Source organism: Corynebacterium silvaticum, from assembly GCF_002162115.2.
Classification (GTDB): Bacteria; Actinomycetota; Actinomycetes; order Mycobacteriales; family Mycobacteriaceae; genus Corynebacterium; species Corynebacterium silvaticum.
The window spans coordinates 1,593,082-1,615,995 of sequence record NZ_CP021417.2 but is presented as its reverse complement, the minus strand read 5'-3'; the positions used below and the strand labels follow the sequence as shown (position 1 = coordinate 1,615,995).

Genomic DNA, 22,914 nt, shown 5'->3' with positions numbered 1-22,914 from the left:
CAAAGACGGCACCAACCGTGGCGGACGCAGGGTGCGCGCCGGGGCAAAACCCGAGGCGCTGAACGACAAGCTCGCAGCCGGTCGGCCAGCCACACGACTGACAACCCCAACAGAACTAACTGGATGTGTTCGACCTGGATGGCACCGATATTGGTGACGGTGCGCTGCTCGCTGGTGAGCCGATGCCCGAACCCGGCGAATACCTGTCCGCCGAGCAGCGTGATGGCAAACCGCTCGGCGCTGACCTGGTCTACCGAGAGACCTGGAACTGGCTGGATGCGCGGGGCTGTACCGAGTTCGTCTCCAAACGCCTCATCGAGCAGTACGCGCAGGCATTCGCCCGCTACATCCAGTGCGGGCAGGCGATTTCCAAGTTCGGTCTGCTCGGCAAACACCCCACCACGGGAGCTGCGATCACCAGCCCGTTCGTGGCCATGTCGCAGTCGTTCGGCAAGCAGGCCAACGTGTACTGGTACGAGATCTTCGACATCGTGCGCGCGACCTGCACCTCCGACTACTCCGGCACCACGCCGGGCGATGAGGTCATGGAGCAGCTGCTCAAAGCCTCCTCCTAACGCCTCTGGCCCTACGTACTTCGTTTCCTGCCTGCCCGATACCGGGCGTGCTTTGTTGTTGTTCGCTTTTGTGAAAGGAGCCCTCGCGTGTCTGTAGTGCGAAGTGCTGAATCTGTGTGTATCGGCCACCCCGACAAACTGTGCGATCTGATTGCAGACCACATCCTCGATGACATCCTTACCTGCGACCCGGCGGCACGCGTGGCCGTTGAGGTCATGGCGAGTGGCAGGCGCATCATCGTCACCGGCGAGATCACCACTTCCGTCCGGCCGCAGCTGCGTGCCTGCGCGCGGGAGGCGCTGCGTCGGGCGGGGTACAACCCGAACAGGTTCTTGATACTTTTGTGTGTCTCCCCGCTGTTCAATCCACTCTTCACGCAGAGCTGGAAGCCCCTTCACCGGGTCGCATTCTGGACCGCGTGTGCGGTAGACGGGGAAAGGTTCATTGGGGCCGCTGGGGGAATCGTCTAATGCGATTTCAGTTTCAGGAACAGCTAGGCCATTGCGGAGAATGGGGGAGTAAGAGTGCTTGAAATGGTTTTCTTCAGGGGTAACCGACATTGGCTATATCTCGCTTCCTACGCTGGTGCTAACCAGACAGGTTCGAACGGTGCGAACACGGTGACAGTGTTCTTCTCAGCCCGATTCCATCGGGCACCCGTGGGGATAGATGTATGAGTCAGCATAACTATGTTCGGCTTATGCGCGGAACAAATATGGAAAACTTCACTATTCAGGGGGTGCGTAATAGTACGCATCAGGTTAAGTACTGGTTGCTGTGGCGTAGATTTTGGCGTTATGTCATGAAGTTCGCTGGGGGGCTAAGCATAAAAATGGAAAGACCACAAGAGCGCGTGACTGTTGTGATGAACATGTGGATAGCGTGCGTAAGTAACTAGAACTTATCCACATACCAAGAGCTTTTATCCGGTAGCTACTGAAAAACACGGATTTTATCGCATGATCAACTGCACAACCGAGGCAGCTTAAAGCCTTGATCGACAGTGCAGCCTAAGAAAATAGGGAATAAAGATGAAAGCCACTTCTAGTCATGCGCCTACCCACGGACAGCATCCACAGCATCTTGTACTGGGGAAGGAAGGCGAAAAGATTGCCGCTCAGTGGTACCAAGCCAAGGGCTACGCGGTAGTGGAACGTAATGCACTATTTCCAATAGGAGAACTTGATTTGGTGCTTGAGGCTCCGGACGGATGCCTTGTGTTTGTTGAGGTAAAAACTCGTTCCACACCGCTTTATGGGGTAGGGGAGGCTATTACAGCTAAGAAACTCAGAAAAATGCGCAAGGCGGCGTATCTATGGCTACAGGATAAAAGATGGTTAGACATTCGATTCGATGCGATTGTTGTCTGTATAGCCAGAGACTCTTCTGTGCAGATTACCTGTTATGAAGGGATCGATCGTGGCGCTTGCTAGAACTCTTTCCGCAGCGATCGCGGGAGTAACAGGTTACGTTGTGACCGTAGAAGTAAACATAGGCCCAGGGCTTCCCGGCACATATGTGGTAGGGCTTGCGGATGCTGCGATTGCTGAAGCACGAGATCGTATGAAGACAGCCGTGCAGAATTCAGGGTTGGCATGGCCTAAAAAAGTGATCGTTAGTTTGTCTCCGGCTTCGTTGCGAAAGTCTGGTTCACAGGTCGATTTAGCTATGTGCATGGGGATCCTGTGCGCTGCAGATACGCGGTTGCCAGCGTTGCGACGACTTGAGTCCACGATGCTCCTTGGAGAAGTAGCATTAGATGGCGGTATCAGGGCTGTCCCCGGTGTAGTCCCAGCGCTGATCGCTGCGCGTGACCAGGGGATTAAAACAGCTGTTATACCAGTTGGAAACGCTGAAGAAGCGAAAGTGATAACGAGCATCTCAGATATCAAAGTCTTGGTTGCTCCTACTATTTCCGCAGTTCTTGAATGGCTAAGAGGCGCGGATAATCTGCAGTGTCAGTAGGGGAGAATAGCGCTCATGGGGAAAAGAACGGGTACTCGATTGGAAACGGAAAAGATTTAGCAGATGTGGTTGGGCAACCTGAGGCTAAGCGTGCTGCGGAGATAGCTGCAGCGGGTGGACATAATTTGTTTATGATCGGCCCACCTGGGAGTGGAAAATCGATGATAGCGGAGCGAATTCCCACGATTCTCCCTCCACTCAATTCTGAAGAATTGTTAGAAGCGATGGCTGTGCATTCAGTCGTTGGAAAAACATTTCGGAGTCTTGCCACACATGCTCCTTTTGTTGCTCCGCACCACTCTGTGAGCCGGGCTGCTCTTTTAGGCGGTGGTGCAGGGAATGCGCGACCTGGGGCTGTGAGTCTTGCTCACACAGGCGTTCTTTTTCTTGATGAGGTAAGCGAAATTCCCGCCCGCATATTGGATTGTCTCCGTACCCCTATGGAGGAAGGATGTGTGCGACTTTGTGCGAGCGCAACAAGAAATACGCTTTCCAGCGAGATTTCAGCTTGTTGTGGCGGCGAATCCGTGCCGCTGTGCAGTTGAAGATCCTGTTCAATGCAGGTGCCCCTCTACAGTACGGAGAAACTACCTGAGCAACGTATCAGGTCCGTTGCGCGACCGGATCGATATTATTGTCCGAACTCAATCAAAGGGACCGTTGTTGTCTGCTGGATATGAGGAATCAAGTTCCACGATTGCACAGCGGGTGTCGGAGGCTAGAGAACGCGCGAGGTTTCGTTGGCAAAAAGCAGGGTACGGTGTTCAAACAAATGCGGCGATGAATCCGCACGTGTTGCGTCGAGAATTTCCGGCAGATTCTGCGGGAATGGCGCTCCTTACGGCTTACCTTGGCGACGGAAGTATAAGCCATCGAGGTGCGGATAGAGCTTTAAAAATGGCGTGGACGCTCAGTGATTTAGATGGTGCAGCTATTCCTGACCTGGGGCACGTAGCACAAGCACTGGAGCTACGCGATGATCAATCATTGGGGGGCATTGGTATGAACGACCGTTTGAAAGCATGGGCGTATTTATCGCGAGTATTTGAAGGGCAGAACCGAGAACTTCAGCGGTTGTTACGGAAAGGGATTGACCCAGAGCGAATAGCCCACGCAGTAAAAAACCGTGAAACTTGGCTTGGCGCGGCACTCTTGAGATCAACACAGGCTCGCTGCCACTGCGATAACGCGCAAGAGGATCTGAATCGGATTTCAGATCTTGGTGGTCGGCTTATCACTGCAGAGGATGATGAATGGCCCCGCCATCTTTTTGATAGTGCATTTAGCTTTGCCGAATCTGGAAAGAGTGACCACAACCGTTCATATCAAGAGGATGCGGTGATGCCGCATGCGTTGTGGGTTTTAGGAAGAAACGTATCGGAATGCACGCAGCAGTCAGTTTCGGTGGTGGGAACGCGCGCAGTGAGTACATACGGAAGGGAAGCAACGAAGCTCCTGGTGGCTGGTTTGGTAGATCATCAGTATTCGATTGTCTCCGGTGGTGCCTTGGGCATAGATACGCAAGCGCATACAGAAGCGCTTAATAGATCTGGAACTACAATCGTGGTAGCGGCTAGAGGGCTGGACAAAGCATACCCATCGAGCAACGCCGGCTTGTTCCGTGCCGTTATGCAAAAAGGATGCATGGTGAGCGAATATGCGCCAGGTCTGTCTCCGCACCGCCATCGCTTTCTTACTCGTAATAGATTGGTAGCTGCTTTATCTCTGGGGACAGTTGCAGTAGAAGCTGCGTGGCGATCAGGTGCATTAAATACGCTGAGCTGGGCAAGCGCTCTAGGGCGCGTGGCTATGGCTGTGCCGGGTCCAATTACTACCGTTGGCTCTCTTGGGTGCCATGAACGGATACGAAACCATGAGGCGGAACTAGTCTGCAGTGCAGATGAGATCCGGGCCTTGATTTCTAAAATTGGCGAGGTCGACGTTAATGAGCAATACGAGATATCGTTCGCCCCTAATGCTGTGCAGAAGTTGACCCGGAACGAACTCCGAATTTATGACTCTCTAGGTTTAGAAGCTGAGGTAACAGAGATTATTGCTAGGCGTGCCGGTGTTTCTATCGGCTTAGCCGTCCACTTATTACTTGAGCTATCAAGCAAAGGGATGGTGCAAAGAGAAGGCGCCGGTTGGCAACGCAACGCGCAGTTTTCTTAATGGTAGATAGACCATCGCCGTGAATAATTATCAATCTTTTTATTGCGAAGGGGTTGCATATTTTGTACCCACAGCTTAAAGTTAGTCAGGCAAGCCTAATTTAATCTCTGATCGGGTTCGGGCTGGTTCTTGATCGGAGATGCCGAGGCTGAAGGCTTTTTAGTGATCGTGATGCGGTCTTTTAACGCCAGACGTCTTCGCGCTATGGTTATGCACTATGGGTGAGTCAGATTCAAGAGCGGAGCTACCGGAAACGGTGGTCTCCGCTCTTGTCTATGTGGGGAGAGGCTAGGGCGCAATGGTCCAGATGGTAGCTCTGATAGACGACTTTATTGAGCACTTGGAACTTGTATCGGGTAGGTCTCCCGCCACTCTTAAAGGCTATCGCAGTGACCTTAATACTTTTGCTGGCCAGAAACCTGAGCTGAAAGATTTTACCCTGGACAACTTGCGGGGCTGGCTGGGGGAGGCGGTGGCAGAAGGAAAATCGCGTGCCACCCTTGCGCGCCGGGTGGCGGCTGCTAGATCGATGAGCTCGTGGTTGCTTAAGCAGGGATATATTGAGACTGATGTGGCTGCTCGGCTGGTCGCGCCAAAGGTGGGGCGGCATCTACCTAAAGTGTTAGCCGCGGGGCAAGCGGAGTCGGTGGTTGAACATCCGGCGTCGAAAAGCGAAGCGGAATTTGCGCGAGATCGAGCTGTCCTTGAGCTGTTGTATGCAACCGGGATTCGGGTATCGGAGTTATGCGGTATCAACCTTGAAGATATTGACTGGCATCGAAAAACGATAAAAGTCCTGGGTAAGGGAGATAAGCAACGAGTCGTTCCCTTTGGGCAGGCCGCGCACGACGCACTGGCTCATTGGCTGGAAATCGGGCGGCCGATAATGTGCAAGGATACGGTTGAAGCAGCGCTGTTCCTGGGGGTTCGAGGTGGGCGGTTGGATCCGCGCCAGGTTCGGAGGCTTGTCGACGCGGCGGGTAAGGAGGCCGGAATCGCAGGCCTGGGGCCTCACTCGGTGCGTCATACTGCCGCCACTCACATGCTTGACGGTGGTGCCGACCTGCGAATCGTTCAAGAACTGCTTGGTCATTCGTCGTTGAACACTACGCAAATTTATACCCATGTGAGCTCCCAGCGTCTCAAAGAAGCATTTAAACAATCACATCCGCGGGCATGAGATTGGGTTAGCCCGAGAGAGGTTTGAGCCCCGGATGGTGGGGGCGTCGAGAAGCGATAGGGGGTTCACGTAGTCGTAGTGGCCGGTGAAAGCGCCCCAGTGGAGTCCGGGATCGCCATTAGTGCTGGGGGCCAGTTGCCCAATCACGTCTCCTACCTGGACTGAGTCGCCTTTTCTTAGGACGGTGAATACCGGCTGATACGTGGTTCGTATTCCGTCGGGATGATCGATAGATAGTGTGGGGGTTCCGGCTACGGCTCCGGAGAATGCGACTATTCCGGTTTCGGCGGCAAGTACGTTTGCGCCTACAGCTAAGTCGAGGTCTACGCCGCGATGGCCGGGCAGCCAGTTATATTCGGGTTTTTTAAAGCCCTTGAGGACTTTTTGCGCAGATCTGTTTCCGGAAGCAGGGTCTATGTAGCCGTATGCGGCGGGAGAGGTGGAGAAGACTGCAGTAAAGATGAAGGCAAGAATGACTAGTTTTGGTGGAAAGAGTTTTATCTTTTCTGGCAAGGGGGTTCTCAAATGAAAAAGCGTCATGGATCTGATATTTTTCGGTGCTGCTTTGAAAAGGGAATAGGAAAAGTATGAGCTGTGGAATCTGGGACGAAAAGAACTTTTTGTTACTTATGGGGTCGTGGGGGTTATTGCATGTGTGGATAGGTGGAATATCTATTTTGTTTCCGGGAAAGAGTCGGTCTAGACTAGCTCGCTAGCAGTGTGTCCTGAGTTTGGCATGCTGACTACGCGCAGTTCTGGCGTCACTTTGCGGTGGCAGCGAAACAACGTGGTCCCGTACTTCTTGCCTTAAAGAAGCTATGGGTGTTGATTTTCGTTTCAGTTCTGCTAGGACACGGGGAGAACCCGTGAAAATATGACAACCACAATTTTTAGAGAAAGGAAGCGCTCATGGCAGTTGTAACCATGCGAGAGCTTCTCGATGCTGGTGTTCACTTCGGTCACCAGACCCGTCGTTGGAACCCGAAGATGCGTCGTTTCATCTTCACCGACCGTAACGGCATCTACATCATTGACTTGCAGCAGACCCTGACCTTCATCAACGAGGCTTACGAGTTTGTTAAAGAGACCGTTGCTCACGGTGGCACCATCCTTTACGTTGGCACCAAGAAGCAGGCTCAGGAGTCTGTGAAGAACGAAGCTGAGCGCGTTGGTATGCCTTACGTGAACCACCGTTGGCTCGGCGGTATGCTGACCAACTTCCAGACCGTCTCCAAGCGTCTGCACCGCATGAAGGAACTGCAGGCTATGGACGCTGCAGAGAACGGTTATGATGGCCGTACCAAGAAGGAAATTCTCATGCTTACCCGCGAGCGCACCAAGCTTGAGCGCGTTCTTGGTGGTATTGCAGACATGAACAAGACTCCTTCTGCAATGTGGGTTATTGACACCAACAAGGAGCACATCGCTGTTTCTGAGGCTCACAAGCTGAACATCCCTGTTGTCGCAATCCTTGACACCAACTGCGATCCAGATGTTGTTAACTTCCCGGTCCCAGGTAACGATGACGCTATCCGCTCCATCGACGTCCTTACCCGTGTTATCTCCAGCGCTGTTATTGAAGGCAAGAAGGCTCGTGAAGAGCGCGCTCTTGCTGCAGCAAAGGAAGCTGCCGGTGACGCAAACAAGACTGAGGTTGCCGCAAAAGTAGAAGCAACTGAAGAAGTTGCAGCAAAGGTTGAGGCACCTGCAGAGGTCGCAGCTGAGGCTGAGGCTAAGTAAAACTTCTTTTGCTCCCGCTGCTTTGGCAGTGGGTAGCATAAGCTAGGAGCCCCCAGCTCCAGAGCGAGGAAGCCAAAATAATTGAAGTTGGCTTTTGATGCTCGGGGTGGGGGCTCCTTGTGGTTTTATCTTTCCTTAATCTGCGAAGCATTTTTGGGAAAGAGCCACTGAGACTTGAGACCTTAGGGTCATTGTGATGAATAGTGTGACATCTTTCTGCACAAAGCGCGAGAGTCAGATACGCTAAACATCGAAAATCTTCAGAATTTTTCCTACATGAGGAGGATCGCCCCGATAATGGCGAACTACACTGCTGCAGACGTAAAGAAGCTCCGCGAGATCACCGGTTCCGGCATGCTTGACTGCAAGAAGGCTTTGGAAGAGAACAACGGCGATTTTGATAAGGCTGTTGAGGTTCTTCGTATTAAGGGAGCTAAGGACGTCGGAAAGCGTGCTGAGCGCAACGCTACCGAGGGCCTGATTGCTGTTTCCGGCAACACCATGGTCGAGATCAACTCTGAGACCGACTTTGTTGCTAAGAACGCTGAGTTCAAGGAGTTCGCTCAGAAGGTTGCAGATGCTGCTGCCGCTGTGAAGGCTAACTCTGCTGAAGATCTTGCTGCTGCTGACGTTGATGGAAAGCCTGCTGCTGACGCTATTCAGGAGCTCTCCGCAAAGATCGGTGAGAAGCTGGAACTTCGTCGCGCAGCGACCTTGGAAGCTGAGAACCTCTCTGTTTACTTGCACCAGCGTTCTGCTGACCTTCCCCCAGCTGTGGGCGTTATGGTTGCGTACACCGGTGAAGGAGATGCTGCTAAGCAGGCTGCACATGCTGCAGCTATGCAGGTTGCTGCTCTCAAGGCTGCATACCTGACCCGTGAGGACGTTCCTGCTGAGGTCGTGGAGAAGGAGCGCTCCATTACTGAGCAGATCACTCGTGAAGAAGGAAAGCCTGAGCAGGCTATCCCGAAGATCGTCGAGGGTCGTCTCAACGGCTTCTACAAGGATGTCTGTCTCGTAGAGCAGGCTTCCGTTGCAGATAGCAAGAAGACTGTTAAGCAGGTCATGGATGAGGCTGGCGTTACCCTGACCGGTTTCGTTCGTTACGAGGTTGGCCAGCACTAATTGGCCACTAGGCTTTGCCTAGTTTGTGGGAAGGTTCCCCCTAGGCGAACTATTTTGGAGTCAGACTGAGCGATCAGATCTGGACTTAGGAATAGCTCGCAAGGGGAGCCTTTTTGCTTTTTAATGAGAACCTACGCAGCTGTGCTACAGATACAAGTCCTATTCGGAGTGGGATGCGCTGTCGAAAGATATATGCGAGTAGAATCCTTTTCGATTCGTATTCTGTTGCCTTGCGCCCTGGATAATGGGGTTGGAGCAGAGCGGGCTTTATATAGTGCTGGGCGGTTTATTGCGCCCTAATAACCTATGTAAACGTCTTGAAATGCGAACTATCGTGCCAAAAAGAGAGCAAAATATGGCTCGGGCTACGTCAAGTGCCTGAGAGTCGGAGAGGTTTACTGCAATGGCTGAAGGTGCCACCAACTCGCGGACCGGATACAAACGAGTGATGCTGAAGCTTGGCGGTGAAATGTTCGGCGGTGGTTCCGTTGGCATTGATCCCGACGTTGTACAAAATGTTGCTCGTCAGATCGCTAGTGTTGCTCGGAATGGTGCAGAAATAGCTGTTGTTATTGGTGGCGGAAACTTCTTCCGTGGTGCACAGCTTCAGCAGCGTGGGCTAGATCGTAACCGTTCCGACTACATGGGAATGCTCGGAACTGTCATGAACTGCCTGGCTTTGCAAGATTTCCTTGAGCAAGAGGGCATCGACTGCCGTGTGCAGACTGCCATCAACATGGCTCAGGTAGCTGAGCCGTACCTGCCTCTTCGCGCTAAGCGCCATCTGGAAAAAGGCCGTGTGGTTATTTTCGGGGCAGGAATGGGTATGCCGTACTTCTCTACAGACACGACGGCAGCGCAACGCGCCCTGGAGATCGATTGTGAAGTGCTTCTCATGGCAAAGGCTGTGGATGGCGTGTACAGCGATGATCCTCGCACTAATCCAGAAGCAGAGCTATTCAGCGACATCACTCCTCGTGAAGTAATTGAAAAAGGTCTGAAGGTCGCAGATGCGACAGCCTTCAGCCTGTGCATGGACAATGATATGCCGATTTTGGTGTTTAATCTTCTTACAGAAGGCAATATCGCGCGTGCGGTGGCGGGGGACCAAATCGGAACCTTGGTCAAGTCCTGATAGATTAAGTACCTATTGAACTACCGAGTTTTTCCGAAATAGAAATACTCGTGGAAATGGGCGTCTGCGTTGACGTTTTATAACGCATGTGACGCTCCATGACACGTGGTCTTTTAAAAAGAGGGATTTTTTATGATCGACGATATTTTGCTCGAATCTGAAGAGCACATGGGCACAACAGTCGAAAGGACGAGGGACGACCTCGTTAACATTCGTACTGGACGCGCAAATCCAGCAATGTTCAACGGAGTCATCGCCGATTACTACGGCGTTCCTACGCCCATCACGCAAATGGCAACAATTTCTGTGCCTGAAGCTCGTATGCTTTTGATCAAGCCTTATGAGATGTCGATGATGGGCGAAATCGAAAACGCTATTCGGAATTCAGATCTCGGTGTAAACCCTACAAATAACGGACAGGTTTTGCACGTCACCGTTCCTCAGCTCACCGAGGAACGTCGTAAAGAGATGGTGAAAGTTGCCAAGTCTAAGGGTGAAGACGGAAAGATTGCGATCCGTAACGTCCGCCGCAAAGGCATGGATCAGCTAAAAAAGATCCAGAAGGATGGCGACGCCGGTGAAGACGAAGTTCAGGCAGCAGAAAAAGAACTAGACAAGATCACCGCCAAGTACGTGGCTCAGGTTGATGAGGTTGTTTCTAAAAAAGAAGCAGAGTTAATGGAGGTCTAGGACTCCACTAGGACTCCTCAGCCCACGGCGTGATGCGGATATTAATGTTACGCCGAGGAAAATCCTTATGCAGAGGGCATTCGCTATATGCGTGTGCCCTCCGTGTCTTGTTGACTTTAAGGATTGAAACCTTACATTGAGCGATAAGCATATGATGCTTATGCTTTACCAATTCACTCCCTCGGAGGACCTGCCACATGAATGATGCCGTTAAAGGATTTGAGCATCTTCCAAAGCCTAAAAATTCTGCTGGGCGAGATCTCAAAGCTGCCATTAGCATTGGCGTGGGTCTGGGGGGATTGGTTTTATTAACCATCTTTGTCATCCCAGATGCGTGGTATCCATTAGTTGCAGTTGCTATAGCTCTTGCTACTGCTGAGGTACACGCAAGGCTGAGCGAAGCAGGTTACTTAGTACAGCGGTGGGTGCTCATTATCGGTGGCCAGGTCATGCTGTGGCTCAGCTGGCCCTTTGGCACGCGAGGTCTTGTAGCTGGTTTTGTGGCCGCTGTTTTGGTCACCATGTTTAGCAGACTTTTCCACCATGGTGCGCACATGCCGCCGAAAAACTATTTGCGAGATACCGCGATGGCGATTTTTGTGCTGACGTGGGTTCCGCTTTTTGGCAGTTTTGCGGCTATGCTATCGCAGTTTCAAAATGACGTAGCCCCTGGAGCATATTTCATCGTAACCTTCATGCTGTGTGTGGTTGCGTCTGATGTCGGTGGTTATGTGGCTGGAGTGATGTTCGGATCCCACCCGATGGCTCCCGCAGTGAGTCCAAAGAAATCATGGGAAGGTTTCGCAGGCTCAGTTATCTTTGGGATGACCGTTGGCGTGCTGAGCGTCCATTTCCTGCTGGATTACACCTGGTGGTGGGGCCTGATTCTGGGGTTTGGACTGGTTATTTGTGCAACCTTGGGCGATCTGGTGGAGTCGCAGTTCAAACGAGAACTTGGCATCAAGGACATGTCCTCTATGCTTCCAGGCCATGGCGGCCTTATGGACAGGCTTGACGGAATGTTACCTTCTGCGATGGGCACATGGCTGGTTTTGAGTTTTATTTCTTCCGTTTAGGTTGATGTGCTTTAAAAAGAAAGATGGGGCGCTGCTGAGCAGCGCCCCATCTTTTTGAGACTATTGATGCTTGGTGATCTGGCGTCGCAGCTGGAACATACGTACTCCGCCGACGAGAGCCATGATCAACGCTCCCGTAATGGAGGCTAGGAGAAAACCAACTCCTACTGGCACGGAAAACTCCCACACAAACATGTGAAGAACCACTTTTTCCTGATTCTGCAAAATAAAGATAAGCAGAAGGATCAGCAATAAAGCGCCGATGATGAGGGCAATCCAGGTGCCTCCAGCAAACGTCTTTTTTACTGTTTGTTTGTTGGCAGGCGCGGAAGAATTCCCGATGGGATCTTGCGTCGTGACGCTTAGTTCTGTGGAGGGGAGTGCTTCATTGGATTCGTTGTGAGAACCTGAGGGAACAGAGGGGAGTGGCAGATCAGAGCCGGGCTCAGGTGAAGAAGAATCACGGAAGGCATCTTTGTTACGCATGCTTCCTATTCAACGTGATGGGCGTCCTAATATCCAATGAGAGGCGGTAACAATGCGGATACAATTTTCTTGGTAGCAGGCTGCAGAGGTATCGCAGAAGTCTCAAGGAGGCACCATTAGCATTGTTTGTTGCGATGCCGTTCCATATTTTAAGGCGTGACGTGACATGATAGTACTGATGACTACGCCCACTGACCCCACTCAGCCTGTTGAAAGTCCTGTAGCTGTACCTGAAGCACCTGCACCAAACGCCTCGGGTAACCGACGTGCCTCGACGCCGGTAAAGTTGAATTTTTCCCAGCCGTGCCGGAGCATGCCGCCGAAGCATTTCGCGGACTATTCGGTGGAAGAACGAATCAGCGCGTTGAGCGAATTGGGGCTTCCTAAGTTCCGAGCAAACCAGATTGCTCGGCATTATTATGGTCGCCTTGAAGCAGATCCTCGCACGATGACTGATTTGCCTGCTGCTGTACGCGAAAAAGTACAAGAGAAGTTGTTCCCAGCCCTTATGACACCAATTCGTGCCATTGAAACGGATGCTGGTGAGACTCAGAAGACGTTGTGGAAACTGCACGACGGTACTTTGCTTGAATCGGTCTTGATGCGTTACCCGAACCGTGCGACGTTGTGTATTTCTTCTCAAGCAGGGTGCGGCATGGCATGTCCGTTCTGCGCTACCGGACAAGGTGGATTGGATCGTAACCTATCCACGGCAGAGATCGTGGACCAAGTGCGTGCGGCATCGGCGATGATGAACGCGGAAGGTGGCCGGTTATCCAATATCGTTTTTATGGGCATGGGCGAGCCGTTGGCTAACTATAAGCGCGTAGTATCTGCAGTCCGCCAGATTACCTCTCCTATTCCGGAGGGCTTTGGTATCTCGCAGCGTAACGTGACTGTTTCTACAGTGGGGTTGGCTCCAGCGATAAGAAAACTTACCGAGGAAGATCTATCAGTTACCCTCGCTGTTTCCCTGCACACCCCAGACGATGAACTACGGGATACTTTGGTTCCTACCAACAATCGTTGGGAAGTTGCAGAGGTACTGGATGCCGCACGGTATTATGCCGATCGCTCGGGTCGGCGCGTATCTATCGAATACGCTCTTATTCGTGATGTCAACGACCAACCATGGCGTGCAGACATGCTTGGAAAGAAGTTGCACAAAGCTCTAGGCTCGCTTGTCCACGTAAATCTCATCCCGTTGAACCCCACGCCTGGTTCTGAGTGGGATGCGTCGCCGAAGGATCGGCAAGATGAGTTTGTTCGACGCGTCATCGCTCAGGGAGTACCGTGCACTGTTCGAGACACCCGCGGACAAGAGATCGCTGCGGCATGTGGCCAATTAGCAGCAGAAGAACGTTGATGCGCTAAAAACCAGCGGCCAAGGGAGGGGCCGTCGATAAGCGTTCTTCCCTGGACATAAAACAAAGCGATCCTACCTTGTATATCTAAGGCAGGATCGCTTTGTTAGTGATCTTTTAAGCTTCTGGGATGGAGCGCAGGTGGCGAACACGCTCAGGCTCAATGTTGAGGGCGCGCAGCTGGGAGTCGCTGAGCTTTGCGTACTCGCCGGTGCAGGTTGCCTGCTCGTAGGTCCAGTCCTTTTCCTTATAGCCGAGGGGCTGGTTGTGCGCGGTAAGGGTGCGCACCTGTGTGCCTTGAGGCTTAACCAGCAAGTAGATCAGGCCGGCCGCAATCAAAACTGCGAATGTAAACAAGAAGATGGTTTCTACGTGGCTCTGGTGATTACCAAAGTTGTAGCCGAGGAGGAAGATTACTGAAATCCAACCCGAAATCTGGATTGCTCGCATTCCGATGCTGTGCCAACCCCAAGCAGCAGAAGGCTCGTCCAAAGTGGACACGCCATGATGAATCTCAGGGGCGATTTCGTGGGAACCAGCCACGTTGTTCTCCTTGTCTCAAAGCACTGCGTCATCTCGACAAGCTCTGTTGAGCTTAAGTGGGTGTTGCAGAGTGGGTACGCGTAAAGATTTACCGCTTATTTTTGCATATTCCACTGGCTAAAGCGATTTTTGCCGGAGGGTTGTGAAGACGAAGAAGCGGCAGAGAAACGGCGTACAAAGCCTGTAGTAAGACATGACCGGGGCACTAGGCATCGTGCGATGATTATTTTAGATAATTCTTCGTCCAAAAGTTGGCTCCCATTAGGGGGTGGTGTGATGAAAATATTGATGCTCACAATCCCGCGTTTTTTGGTGTCTGTACCACTGATTTTGGTGGCAAAGACCGGAATGGGGCGATGGTTTTGTGTCGTTTACAGCCCGCGGAGAAGATGAAACGGATTACAGGTCGGAACTTTAATGTCTCTGGGGGGGCTCGGCGACAGACTTAGAGACAAGCTCCCAACAAGTCCCTCGCGTAGGAGGGATGGGGCTGTGTAGGAGCGATGATGCAGAAAAGACTGTAAATGAACAGGGGATAAACGCGGATCGCAAAATGCTGCGATAATAGCGGAGTGAGCAAGCGAATTTTAATCCTAGGCAGCACTGGTTCTATCGGCACTCAAGCCCTCGAAGTTATTCAGGCGAATCCGGAGAGGTTTCACGTCGTTGGAATTGCGGCAGGGGGGCGTGATCCGCATGCAGTGATAGAGCAGGCATGGATGTTACACCTTCCGGCTCATGCTGTTGCTGTTGCTGATCCGCAGGCGGCGCACGCTATCTCCGTTGCGCTTGGCGGCCAGGTGCTGAGCGGGGACGATGCAGCCACCCGGCTTGTTCAAAGCATTGAAGCCGATACCGTTTTGAATGGCTTGGTGGGGTCGTTAGGACTTTCAGCCACGTTAGCTACCATCGAGAGCGGGGAAATCCTTGCGTTAGCTAATAAAGAGTCGTTGGTGGCTGGCGGAAGATTCGTTACTAATAAGGCGCGTGCAGGACAAATTATCCCTGTGGATTCCGAGCACTCAGCGATGGCGCAGTGTTTGCGTTCTGGTACGCGCTCCGAGGTTGCACGGTTTGTCCTGACGGCTTCAGGTGGACCGTTTCGGGGTTGGACTAGGCAGCAGATGTGGGACGTGACTCCGCAACAAGCTGCAGCACACCCCACATGGTCGATGGGGCAAATGAATACGCTGAACTCGGCGACCTTGATAAATAAAGGGTTGGAATTAATAGAGGCAACATTGCTTTTCGACGTCCCCGCGGATCGCATTGACGTCACGGTGCATCCACAGTCAATCGTGCATTCCATGATTACTTTTTCAGATGGTGCGACTATCGCCCAAGCATCCCCGCCCTCCATGAAGCTACCAATTTCTCATGCCCTGGATTGGCCTGCGCGCGTTCCCGGCGCGCAGCCGAGCCTTGATTTTTCTTCTGCAAGTTCTTGGGATTTCATGCCGGTGGACGATCACGCTTTTCCTGCTATTCGCCTCGCGCGTGAAGTCGCACTGGCTGGGGGAACCTATCCGGCGGTGTATAACGCTGCTAATGAAGAAGCCGCTGCGGCTTTCCTTGCAGGAAGGATTCGTTTCCCTCATATTGTGGATACCGTTGAAGAAATCGTTCAGCATGCATCCGATTTCGCAGGTGAACCACATTCTGTAGATGAGATTTTGGAGCATGAAAAAGAAGCCCGACGCCGCGCAAACCTATTTGTGGATAAACTAGCTCAGAAATAGTTGAGATTACTCGTTGCTATACTCAGCTTTTCTTCAAATAAGGAGTTTTAGTTAGTGCTGTCTTATTTTATTGGTGTTGCCGCGTTTGCTGTTGGTATTGCCGTCACCATCGCGTTGCATGAGTGGGGGCATTACACTGCGGCACGAGCGTGTGGGATGCGGGTTCGCCGTTACTTTATTGGCTTTGGTCCCACGGTTTTCTCCTTCAAGCGGGGTCACACGGAGTACGGTTTTAAAGCTGTGCCCTTGGGTGGATTCTGTGATATCGCAGGGATGACCAACCAAGATCAGGTAACACCAGAAGAAGCACCGCACTCAATGATGCATAAGCCATGGTGGCAACGCATAATAGTGTTGCTCGGCGGCATTTTGATGAATATTTTGGTGGCTTTGATTGTCCTCTACGGGGTGGCGATTACTGCGGGGTTGCCCAATAATCATGTGGACACCACTGCCACGGTGGGAGAGACCTCGTGTGTAGCCCCTAAGCAGATTGATGCTGCAACTTTGGCTCCTTGCAGCGGCGCAGGACCGGCGGCAGAAGCTGGTTTGAAACAAGGCGACAGGATCGTCGCCATTGATGGACAAGCTATGCGCTCATTTGTCACGGTCAGAGAGTATGTCCGCGATAAAGCGGGAAAGACCATAGCCGTTACCGTGGATCGCGATGGATCGCAGCTCACGCTTAACGTTCCGGTGGCAAGCGCTTTGCGGTTAAACGCCAAGGGCGAAGAAGTCTCAGTCGGCGCGATCGGCGTATCTAGTGCGCCATTGAAAGACGTTATTCTTCATTACAACGCAGTCTCGGCCGTGGGCGGAACATTGAGTTATGCCGGTGACATGCTCGGGGCCACGTTCAAGGGACTTGCGTCATTCCCCGCGAAGATACCCGGTGTGGCGGCTTCAATCCTTGGGGGACAGCGCGACCAAGAGAGCCCAGTCAGCGTTGTGGGTGCCTCGCGCATTGGCGGTGAATTAGCGCAAAAGTCCCTGTGGAGCATGTTCTTTTTGCTGCTGGCCAGCCTGAATCTTTTCCTCGCTCTGTTCAACCTGATCCCGCTTCCGCCGCTTGATGGTGGACACATTGCGGTTGTGATCTATGAGAAGCTTCGCGACGCCCTCCGCAAGGCACGCGGCCTAGAACCCGCAGGACCCGCCGATTACACCAAGCTCATGCCGCTGACTGTTGGTGTTGCGGCACTCCTTATGGGAGTGGGAGCGCTGGTTATCATCGCCGATGTGGTCAACCCGATCAAACTATTCGGGTAATAACAGCCAGGCCGGCTTCGGCTGAAAACGATCTGCGTGGAGCCGGTCTGGTAGCGCTTATACACCGCGATGAGCGCGTGCGGTGCTAGAATTTGGATTCGTCTGATTTATCCCATTGTGATGGGTGTAGCCCATTTCTGTACAAGGAGCATGCTTAGTGTCAACCACCACTGGACAACCGATTGGTCTTGGCCTTCCGGATGCGCCGCCACCGGTATTGGCTCCACGTCGTAAGACACGCCAGATCATGGTTGGAAACGTAGGGGTCGGTTCTGACTACCCGGTGTCTGTTCAATCGATGACAACGACTAAAACGCATGACATTAATGCGACGCTTCAACAAATCGCGCAGCTGACAGCCAGCGGCTGCGACATTATCCGCGTGGCGTGTCCTAAGACTGTCGATGCTGAGGCGCTGCCGATCATTGCTAAAAAGTCTCCCATTCCTGTGATCGCGGATATTCATTTCCAGCCGAAGTACATCTTTGCTGCTATCGACGCTGGATGCGCTGCAGTGCGTGTGAATCCAGGAAACATCAAAGAATTTGATGGACGGGTAAAAGAAGTAGCTAAGGCCGCCGGCGATGCGGGAATCCCCCTCCGCATCGGTGTTAACGCTGGTTCCTTGGACAAACGTCTCTTGGAAAAGTATGGCAAAGCTACCCCGGAAGCACTCGTAGAATCCGCGCTGTGGGAAGCCGGGTTGTTTGAGGACTGCGGATTCGGTGACATCGCCATTTCCGTAAAGCACAATGATCCTGTGGTGATGGTTGAGGCTTATCGTCAGCTGGCTGCTCAGAGCGATTACCCGCTGCATCTTGGTGTCACAGAGGCTGGCCCTGCTTTCCAAGGCACAATTAAGTCTTCTGTGGCTTTTGGTGCACTCCTCTCGGAGGGCATTGGCGACACTATCCGGGTTTCTTTGTCTGCAGATCCGGTGGAAGAAATTAAGGTGGGCGATCAGATTTTGCAGTCGCTCAACCTGCGCGAGCGTGGCCTGGAAATCGTTTCATGCCCCTCCTGCGGACGCGCACAAGTTGACGTGTACACCTTGGCAGAGGAAGTCACAGCAGCATTGGACGGAATGGACATTCCGCTACGCGTTGCCGTAATGGGATGCGTGGTAAACGGCCCAGGAGAGGCTCGCGATGCGGACTTGGGGGTTGCCTCCGGCAATGGCAAGGGCCAGATCTTTGTTCGCGGCGAGGTCATCAAGACTGTCCCCGAATCACAGATCGTGGAGACTTTGATTGAAGAAGCAATGCGTTTGGCAGAAGCTGAAGGGCTAGAAATCAAAGAAGGTGCTGGCCCGCAGGTGAAAGTAACCCGCTAAAAACGACAAAACTCCCCGTAGTTCTATGCCTGACACGTGAGGTATAAGACTGTGGGGAGTTTTCTTATGTGGTTTTAGGGGACACCGTAGTTTTCCCACCACAAACATAGTGGTGTCGCGGATAAAGTTTGTTCACTAAATGTTAGCCTTACGCCCATGAGCATGCCCACTAATTCAACTCTGAAAACTATGGTCTCGCTGGTGATCTCAGTGTGTTTGTTTTCTGGAACATTGGTGGCATGCACGCCCAAACCTGCGTTAGCAGACCCCACTGCCAAGGCATTCCTTGCAGACCTTACAGACTCCAACTTCAGTGCCGCGGGCGCTCACACTGATAGCGCTGACAAAGTAAGTTCAGTGCTGGAGTCCTCGTGGAAAGGCCTCCAAGCGGAAAGATTGCGTACAGAGATCACCTCGGTGGATACAAAAGACACAATTGCGACGGCTAAATACACCATGACATGGGATTTACCGCGTGATAGAACTTTTAGCTATGAAACATCCATGACGCTTAATCGAATAAACGGAGAATGGAAAATCCGTTGGCAGCCATCTGCTTTGCATCCTCGTCTGGGTGCGAATCAACATCTAGAATTGCGGGCGATTAATGCGGAGCGCGCGAGCGTAGTTTCTTCCGATGGTGCGGAGATTTTGGTGCCGGGGATTAAATACCGATTGCTTATCGACGCCGCCAGCGTGGCAGATAAAGATACGGTTGCACGCACGGTTGCGGCCCATTTACATTCGGCTCGAAGCCATGATGAAACCATCCCCGATATCAAAGCCAATGAACTCGCAGACAATCTTAAAGCAGCAAAAGGGCGCTACTCTGTTGCACTACTGAGTCAGCAAACGGGAGAGGCCTTGCAGGGACAGCTTATTGGTATCACCGGGGTGACACTGAACAAAGAAGCGGCGTTGGTCAATAAAGACCCGCGTTTTGCCCCAGACATCATCAAGCGAGTCTCAAATATCGTTGATAGCCAGCTGGAAGGCGACAATGGTTGGACGGTGTCCTCGGTTACGGCTGATGGCGCGGCCTTGGAAAATATTGAATATCACGCCCCAAAGGTAGCTCCTGCCGTCAAAATCAGCATTGATCAAAAAGTGCAGCAGGCCGCGGAATCTGCCGTGAATTTGCGAAAAGACATGAAGACGATGATCGTTGCGATTCGGCCTTCTAGCGGGGAGATCCTAGCCGTTGCACAGACACCCAAGGCAGATGAGGAGGGTGATCTTGCGCTGAACGGTCAATTCCCTCCGGGATCGACGTTTAAGGTGGTCACGGCTTCTGCTGGTATACAAGACCAAGGGCTAAATTCTGGAAGCATTGTTCCGTGCCCGGGCACGATGAATATCTACGGGCGAACGGTGACCAACTATAATGCTTTTTCGCTGGGAAACGTCCCCTTGCAAAAGGCCTTTGCACGATCGTGCAACACTACTTTTGCTAACATCTCTGAAAAATTAGCGCAGGGACACCTAAAACAAATCGGAAGCCAATTTGGAATTGGCGTGGATTATGACATCCCTGGTTTGAACACGCTCACTGGCTCGATTCCAGAAGGGGAGACCCCGCTTGATCGCACGGAGGCTGGGTATGGGCAGGGGAAGGTTTTGGTCTCCCCATTTGGCATGGCTTTGATGTCCGCTACTGCTGCGGCAGGAAAAACACCGACTCCGACGTTAATCTCCGGGCGCGAAACAAAAATGGATAAGCATCCTGAAGCATTGCGGCCAGAAACTATCGATCAACTTCGTTCCTTAATGGGCGCAGTGACCAAACCCGGTGGAACCGCCGCCGGTATGAGGGCTGGTGGGGAGATCTTTGGAAAGACGGGTGAAGCCGAAATTAATGGAGGCTCTCATGCCTGGTTTACGGGGTATCGAGGAGACCTAGCCTTTGCCACCCTCGTTGTCTTGGGCGGCGGCTCTGAGGACTCCGTGGCAATAACCGATAATTTTTTGAGGAATCTCGATGAGCTTAATGCCCATTGATCAGGCTGGAAGCCTCAAGGTTGTGGGGTAACGGGAGGCGTCGGCAAGCTTAATTGCTTAAAGGGATAGCATGGGAAACATGTCTTATAATCGTAAACCCCTTGTTCCCGGAAAACAGAGTCCTACGCGTGAGGTCCCAGCACATATCGATCGCCCTGAATATGTATGGAAAGATACTGTTCAAGAAGCTATCGGAGAACCTTTTGTTCAGACTCCTGAAACAATTGAAGCCATGCGCGAGGCCTCCAAGATTGCTGCCAATGCTTTGCACGTGGCGGGGGCTGCTGTAGCGCCAGGGGTGACTACCGATGAGCTCGATCGCATTGCGCATGAGTATATGTGCGATCATGGCGCCTACCCATCCTGCTTGGGGTATCGCCATTTTCCTAAATCGGTGTGTGTGAGCCTTAATGAGATCGTCTGCCATGGAATCCCGGATTCCACGGTCATTCAAGATGGCGACATCGTTAACATTGACGTCACCGCATACAAAAATGGGGTACATGGCGACACCAACGCAACGTTCCTTGCCGGCAACGTGTCAGAAGAGCATCGACTGCTTGTCGAACGCACCAAAGAAGCAACGCTTCGCGGGATTCGCGCTGCAAAGCCCGGCCGTGAGATCAACGTGATCGGTAGGGTAATCGAATCGTATGCTAAGCGGTTTGGTTATAACGTGGTCACTGATTTTACCGGGCATGGGATCGGAACCACTTTCCATAATGGACTTGTAGTTTTGCACTATGATTCTGATGTTTATCAGGACGTATTAGAACCAGGTATGACGTTAACGGTAGAACCCATGCTTAATCTGGGAGGCCTCGATTATCGTATTTGGGAGGACGACTGGACTGTGCAAAACACCGATTACAAGTTCAGCGCGCAGTTCGAGCACACTTTGGTTATTACCGAAGACGGTAATGAGATTCTTACTATCCCGGATGCTGATCTCGAAGTTAAATAGTTCCCCTATCAGTCACTATTCTGGGTAATCTGACTGTTGTCTGCACATCAGTGCGGTGTTTCGCTAGATATCGGTTGTCGCCTTTTGGGGTTTATATGAAGTCATTTCTCGTTGCCGGATGTACCTCGGATGCTGGAAAATCTGTAGTGGTGGCTGGCCTGTGCCGTGCTTTCGCCCGACGCGGCATAAGAGTCGCCCCGTTTAAAGCCCAAAACATGTCCAATAACTCGGCGGTGACACCCGACGGCGGCGAGATAGGACGGGCACAGGCACTACAAGCGTTTGCGTGTGGGCTCGTCCCTAGCACGGCTTTTAATCCCATTCTGCTAAAACCAGGTTCGGATCGGACCTCACAGCTCGTGGTGAATGGCAAAGTCACCGGTAATGTGAGCGCTCGCAGCTATATTGAGCATCGCACCAATCTCAAAGCCGTAGCGGCAGAAGCCCTTAATGCGTTGCGGTCCGAGTATGAGGTAGTGATTTGTGAGGGAGCGGGATCACCTGCAGAGACGAATCTCAGGGATACTGACGTTGCAAATTTTGGGCTAGCTGAAGCCTGTGATCTTCCGGTGTATCTGGTGGGGGATATAGATCGTGGGGGCGTCTTAGCTCATTTTTTTGGCACTCATCAGATCGTGTCCGAGCAGGATCGTGCGAGGATCGCAGGGTTTGTTGTTAATAAATTCCGGGGAGATCAAACGATCCTCGAACCAGGGCTTGCCGACCTAGAGAAGCGACTCGGGGTGCCTACCGTTGCCGTTTTACCCTTCATCGAAGGACTGTGGATAGATGCGGAAGACTCACTCCAATCGCAGATAGGCGCTGCAGTTGGTCCGGCTGTTCCTGCTCTTGGCACGCAGCGTTTGCGAGTAGCAGCGGTGCGGCTTCCCCGGGTATCCAATGCCACCGACGTAGAAGCTTTGGCATGCGAACCTGGGGTGACTGTTACGTGGACTGTAGATCCTGACCAAGTGCATGAGGCAGACCTGGTAGTACTTCCTGGTTCCAAAGCGACGGTGAGCGATCTGGATTGGTTAAGGCGCACCGGTATCGCAGAAGCCATGAGAGAACGCGCCAATCGAGGGGCTCCAATTGTGGGAATCTGTGGTGGTTTCCAAATGATGTGCGCGAGCATCGATGACCCAGTGGAGTCGGGAGCCCAACAGCCAGTAGCAGGATTAGGGATCTTTGATATTGATATAGCTTTCCACCCGGAGAAGACCTTGATACGGCACGAGCATGGGGGCTATGAAGTCCATCATGGCCGAGTCGTACGCTCCACCGAGGATCCGTGGATAGGGGAGGAAGGGGCGGTTAAGGGCGCAAGCTTTGGTACGCATCGGCACGGATACCTCGAATCGGATACGGCGCGTAGAGAATTCCTGCAAAGAGTCATTGAGATGACCGGGCGAACGGGCTTTATCCTTGACCCTCGGACGTCTTTTCAGGGCGAGCGCGACAGACAACTTGATCTGCTAGCAGACAGCATCGAGGCGCATTGGAACCTTGATGCTTTCATCCGTGATCTTTCTAGCGACGTTGTCTCATGAGTCGCTAGT

The 22,914-nt window shown here is 52.4% G+C and carries 19 protein-coding genes, 3 pseudogenes and 1 riboswitch; of the genes and pseudogenes, 18 read left to right on the top strand and 4 right to left on the bottom strand.

Going from position 1 to position 22,914, the window contains the following annotated elements; genetic code table 11:
• Positions 1-125: 125 nt before the first annotated feature.
• Positions 126-575 (top strand): P27 family phage terminase small subunit, encoded by a 450-nt coding sequence (locus CBE74_RS19975; RefSeq protein ID WP_225870106.1) that lies wholly within the window; start codon positions 126-128, stop codon positions 573-575.
• An 87-nt stretch (positions 576-662) separates the two neighbouring features.
• A pseudogene (locus CBE74_RS19970) lies at positions 663-845 on the top strand (S-adenosylmethionine synthetase N-terminal domain-containing protein); the annotation flags it as partial.
• Between the two features lie 66 nt (positions 846-911).
• Here CBE74_RS19970 and CBE74_RS19965 read toward each other — a convergent pair.
• Positions 912-1,136: pseudogene (locus CBE74_RS19965) on the bottom strand (phosphomethylpyrimidine synthase ThiC); the annotation flags it as partial.
• Positions 1,133-1,247: riboswitch (TPP riboswitch) on the bottom strand. (Overlaps the previous pseudogene by 4 nt.)
• Positions 1,248-1,607: 360 nt before the next feature.
• Between CBE74_RS19965 and CBE74_RS19960 the strand changes: the two are divergent.
• The 4 genes and pseudogenes from CBE74_RS19960 to CBE74_RS19945 all read left to right on the top strand — a co-directional run bounded on the left by CBE74_RS19960 (position 1,608) and on the right by CBE74_RS19945 (position 5,893).
• Positions 1,608-2,009: a YraN family protein gene (locus CBE74_RS19960; RefSeq protein WP_087454190.1), complete on the top strand. Its 402-nt coding sequence runs from the start codon at positions 1,608-1,610 to the stop codon at positions 2,007-2,009.
• Positions 1,996-3,522 (top strand): annotated as a pseudogene (locus CBE74_RS19955) (YifB family Mg chelatase-like AAA ATPase); the annotation flags it as partial. The gene CBE74_RS19960 and the pseudogene CBE74_RS19955, both read left to right, overlap by 14 nt.
• 21 nt (positions 3,523-3,543) lie before the next feature.
• On the top strand, positions 3,544-4,713 hold the full coding sequence (dprA, locus tag CBE74_RS19950) for a DNA-processing protein DprA (RefSeq protein WP_087454910.1): 1,170 nt from the start codon (positions 3,544-3,546) through the stop codon (positions 4,711-4,713).
• 298 nt (positions 4,714-5,011) lie between these two features.
• Complete coding sequence (locus CBE74_RS19945) at positions 5,012-5,893, top strand: tyrosine recombinase XerC (RefSeq protein WP_087454189.1); 882 nt, start codon at positions 5,012-5,014, stop codon at positions 5,891-5,893.
• On the opposite strand, the gene CBE74_RS19940 is transcribed toward CBE74_RS19945, so the two are convergent.
• Positions 5,876-6,433, bottom strand: coding sequence for a M23 family metallopeptidase (locus tag CBE74_RS19940; RefSeq protein WP_087454188.1), 558 nt, complete (start codon positions 6,431-6,433; stop codon positions 5,876-5,878). The genes CBE74_RS19945 and CBE74_RS19940 overlap by 18 nt on opposite strands.
• Before the next feature lie 369 nt (positions 6,434-6,802).
• Here CBE74_RS19940 and rpsB point away from each other — a divergent pair, with 369 nt between their 5' ends.
• From rpsB to CBE74_RS19915, 5 genes are all read left to right on the top strand, one after another.
• A complete protein-coding gene (rpsB, locus tag CBE74_RS19935; protein ID WP_087454187.1) occupies positions 6,803-7,633 on the top strand; it encodes a 30S ribosomal protein S2 in 831 nt (276 codons plus the stop codon).
• Positions 7,634-7,930: 297 nt separating this feature from the next.
• Positions 7,931-8,758, top strand: coding sequence for a translation elongation factor Ts (gene tsf / locus CBE74_RS19930; RefSeq protein ID WP_087454186.1), 828 nt, complete (start codon positions 7,931-7,933; stop codon positions 8,756-8,758).
• A 403-nt stretch (positions 8,759-9,161) separates the two neighbouring features.
• On the top strand, positions 9,162-9,893 hold the full coding sequence (gene pyrH / locus CBE74_RS19925) for a UMP kinase (RefSeq protein WP_087454185.1): 732 nt from the start codon (positions 9,162-9,164) through the stop codon (positions 9,891-9,893).
• Positions 9,894-10,025: 132 nt separating this feature from the next.
• Positions 10,026-10,583: a ribosome recycling factor gene (gene frr / locus CBE74_RS19920; protein ID WP_087454184.1), complete on the top strand. Its 558-nt coding sequence runs from the start codon at positions 10,026-10,028 to the stop codon at positions 10,581-10,583.
• Between the two features lie 197 nt (positions 10,584-10,780).
• Positions 10,781-11,659, top strand: a complete 879-nt coding sequence (locus CBE74_RS19915; protein WP_087454183.1) for a phosphatidate cytidylyltransferase — start codon at positions 10,781-10,783, stop codon at positions 11,657-11,659.
• A gap of 60 nt (positions 11,660-11,719) precedes the next feature.
• Here CBE74_RS19915 and CBE74_RS19910 read toward each other — a convergent pair whose 3' ends face one another.
• Entirely contained in the window at positions 11,720-12,145 is a 426-nt protein-coding gene (locus CBE74_RS19910; RefSeq protein WP_087454182.1) for a LapA family protein, read from the bottom strand.
• A 313-nt stretch (positions 12,146-12,458) separates the two neighbouring features.
• Here CBE74_RS19910 and rlmN point away from each other — a divergent pair, with 313 nt between their 5' ends.
• On the top strand, positions 12,459-13,511 hold the full coding sequence (gene rlmN / locus CBE74_RS19905; RefSeq protein ID WP_216605301.1) for a dual-specificity RNA methyltransferase RlmN: 1,053 nt from the start codon (positions 12,459-12,461) through the stop codon (positions 13,509-13,511).
• A gap of 115 nt (positions 13,512-13,626) precedes the next feature.
• On the opposite strand, the gene CBE74_RS19900 is transcribed toward rlmN, so the two are convergent.
• On the bottom strand, positions 13,627-14,052 hold the full coding sequence (locus CBE74_RS19900; protein ID WP_087454180.1) for a DUF2631 domain-containing protein: 426 nt from the start codon (positions 14,050-14,052) through the stop codon (positions 13,627-13,629).
• A gap of 572 nt (positions 14,053-14,624) precedes the next feature.
• Between CBE74_RS19900 and dxr the strand changes: the two genes are divergently transcribed.
• From dxr to CBE74_RS19870, 6 genes are all read left to right on the top strand, one after another.
• A complete protein-coding gene (gene dxr / locus CBE74_RS19895; protein WP_087454179.1) occupies positions 14,625-15,791 on the top strand; it encodes a 1-deoxy-D-xylulose-5-phosphate reductoisomerase in 1,167 nt (388 codons plus the stop codon).
• 54 nt (positions 15,792-15,845) lie between these two features.
• Positions 15,846-17,060 (top strand): M50 family metallopeptidase, encoded by a 1,215-nt coding sequence (locus tag CBE74_RS19890; protein WP_087454178.1) that lies wholly within the window; start codon positions 15,846-15,848, stop codon positions 17,058-17,060.
• 157 nt (positions 17,061-17,217) lie between these two features.
• Entirely contained in the window at positions 17,218-18,393 is a 1,176-nt protein-coding gene (ispG, locus tag CBE74_RS19885; protein WP_087454177.1) for a flavodoxin-dependent (E)-4-hydroxy-3-methylbut-2-enyl-diphosphate synthase, read from the top strand.
• Between the two features lie 156 nt (positions 18,394-18,549).
• Entirely contained in the window at positions 18,550-20,391 is a 1,842-nt protein-coding gene (locus CBE74_RS19880) for a penicillin-binding transpeptidase domain-containing protein (protein WP_087454176.1), read from the top strand.
• Positions 20,392-20,461: 70 nt separating this feature from the next.
• The gene (gene map / locus CBE74_RS19875) at positions 20,462-21,355 is read left to right on the top strand and encodes a type I methionyl aminopeptidase (protein WP_087454175.1); all 894 of its coding nucleotides are present in this window, start codon (positions 20,462-20,464) and stop codon (positions 21,353-21,355) included.
• Between the two features lie 95 nt (positions 21,356-21,450).
• Positions 21,451-22,905, top strand: coding sequence for a cobyric acid synthase (locus CBE74_RS19870; protein ID WP_171483192.1), 1,455 nt, complete (start codon positions 21,451-21,453; stop codon positions 22,903-22,905).
• The last annotated feature ends 9 nt before the right edge of the window (positions 22,906-22,914 follow it).

Coding starts and splice junctions, on each gene's coding strand:
- CBE74_RS19960 (WP_087454190.1), top strand. CDS start 1,608: ATGAAAGCCACTTCTAGTCATGCGCCTACCCACGGACAGCATCCACAG.
- dprA (WP_087454910.1), top strand. CDS start 3,544: ATGAACGACCGTTTGAAAGCATGGGCGTATTTATCGCGAGTATTTGAA.
- CBE74_RS19945 (WP_087454189.1), top strand. CDS start 5,012: ATGGTCCAGATGGTAGCTCTGATAGACGACTTTATTGAGCACTTGGAA.
- CBE74_RS19940 (WP_087454188.1), bottom strand. CDS start 6,433: ATGACGCTTTTTCATTTGAGAACCCCCTTGCCAGAAAAGATAAAACTC.
- rpsB (WP_087454187.1), top strand. CDS start 6,803: ATGGCAGTTGTAACCATGCGAGAGCTTCTCGATGCTGGTGTTCACTTC.
- tsf (WP_087454186.1), top strand. CDS start 7,931: ATGGCGAACTACACTGCTGCAGACGTAAAGAAGCTCCGCGAGATCACC.
- pyrH (WP_087454185.1), top strand. CDS start 9,162: ATGGCTGAAGGTGCCACCAACTCGCGGACCGGATACAAACGAGTGATG.
- frr (WP_087454184.1), top strand. CDS start 10,026: ATGATCGACGATATTTTGCTCGAATCTGAAGAGCACATGGGCACAACA.
- CBE74_RS19915 (WP_087454183.1), top strand. CDS start 10,781: ATGAATGATGCCGTTAAAGGATTTGAGCATCTTCCAAAGCCTAAAAAT.
- CBE74_RS19910 (WP_087454182.1), bottom strand. CDS start 12,145: ATGCGTAACAAAGATGCCTTCCGTGATTCTTCTTCACCTGAGCCCGGC.
- rlmN (WP_216605301.1), top strand. CDS start 12,459: ATGCCGCCGAAGCATTTCGCGGACTATTCGGTGGAAGAACGAATCAGC.
- CBE74_RS19880 (WP_087454176.1), top strand. CDS start 18,550: ATGAGCATGCCCACTAATTCAACTCTGAAAACTATGGTCTCGCTGGTG.
- map (WP_087454175.1), top strand. CDS start 20,462: ATGGGAAACATGTCTTATAATCGTAAACCCCTTGTTCCCGGAAAACAG.
- CBE74_RS19870 (WP_171483192.1), top strand. CDS start 21,451: ATGAAGTCATTTCTCGTTGCCGGATGTACCTCGGATGCTGGAAAATCT.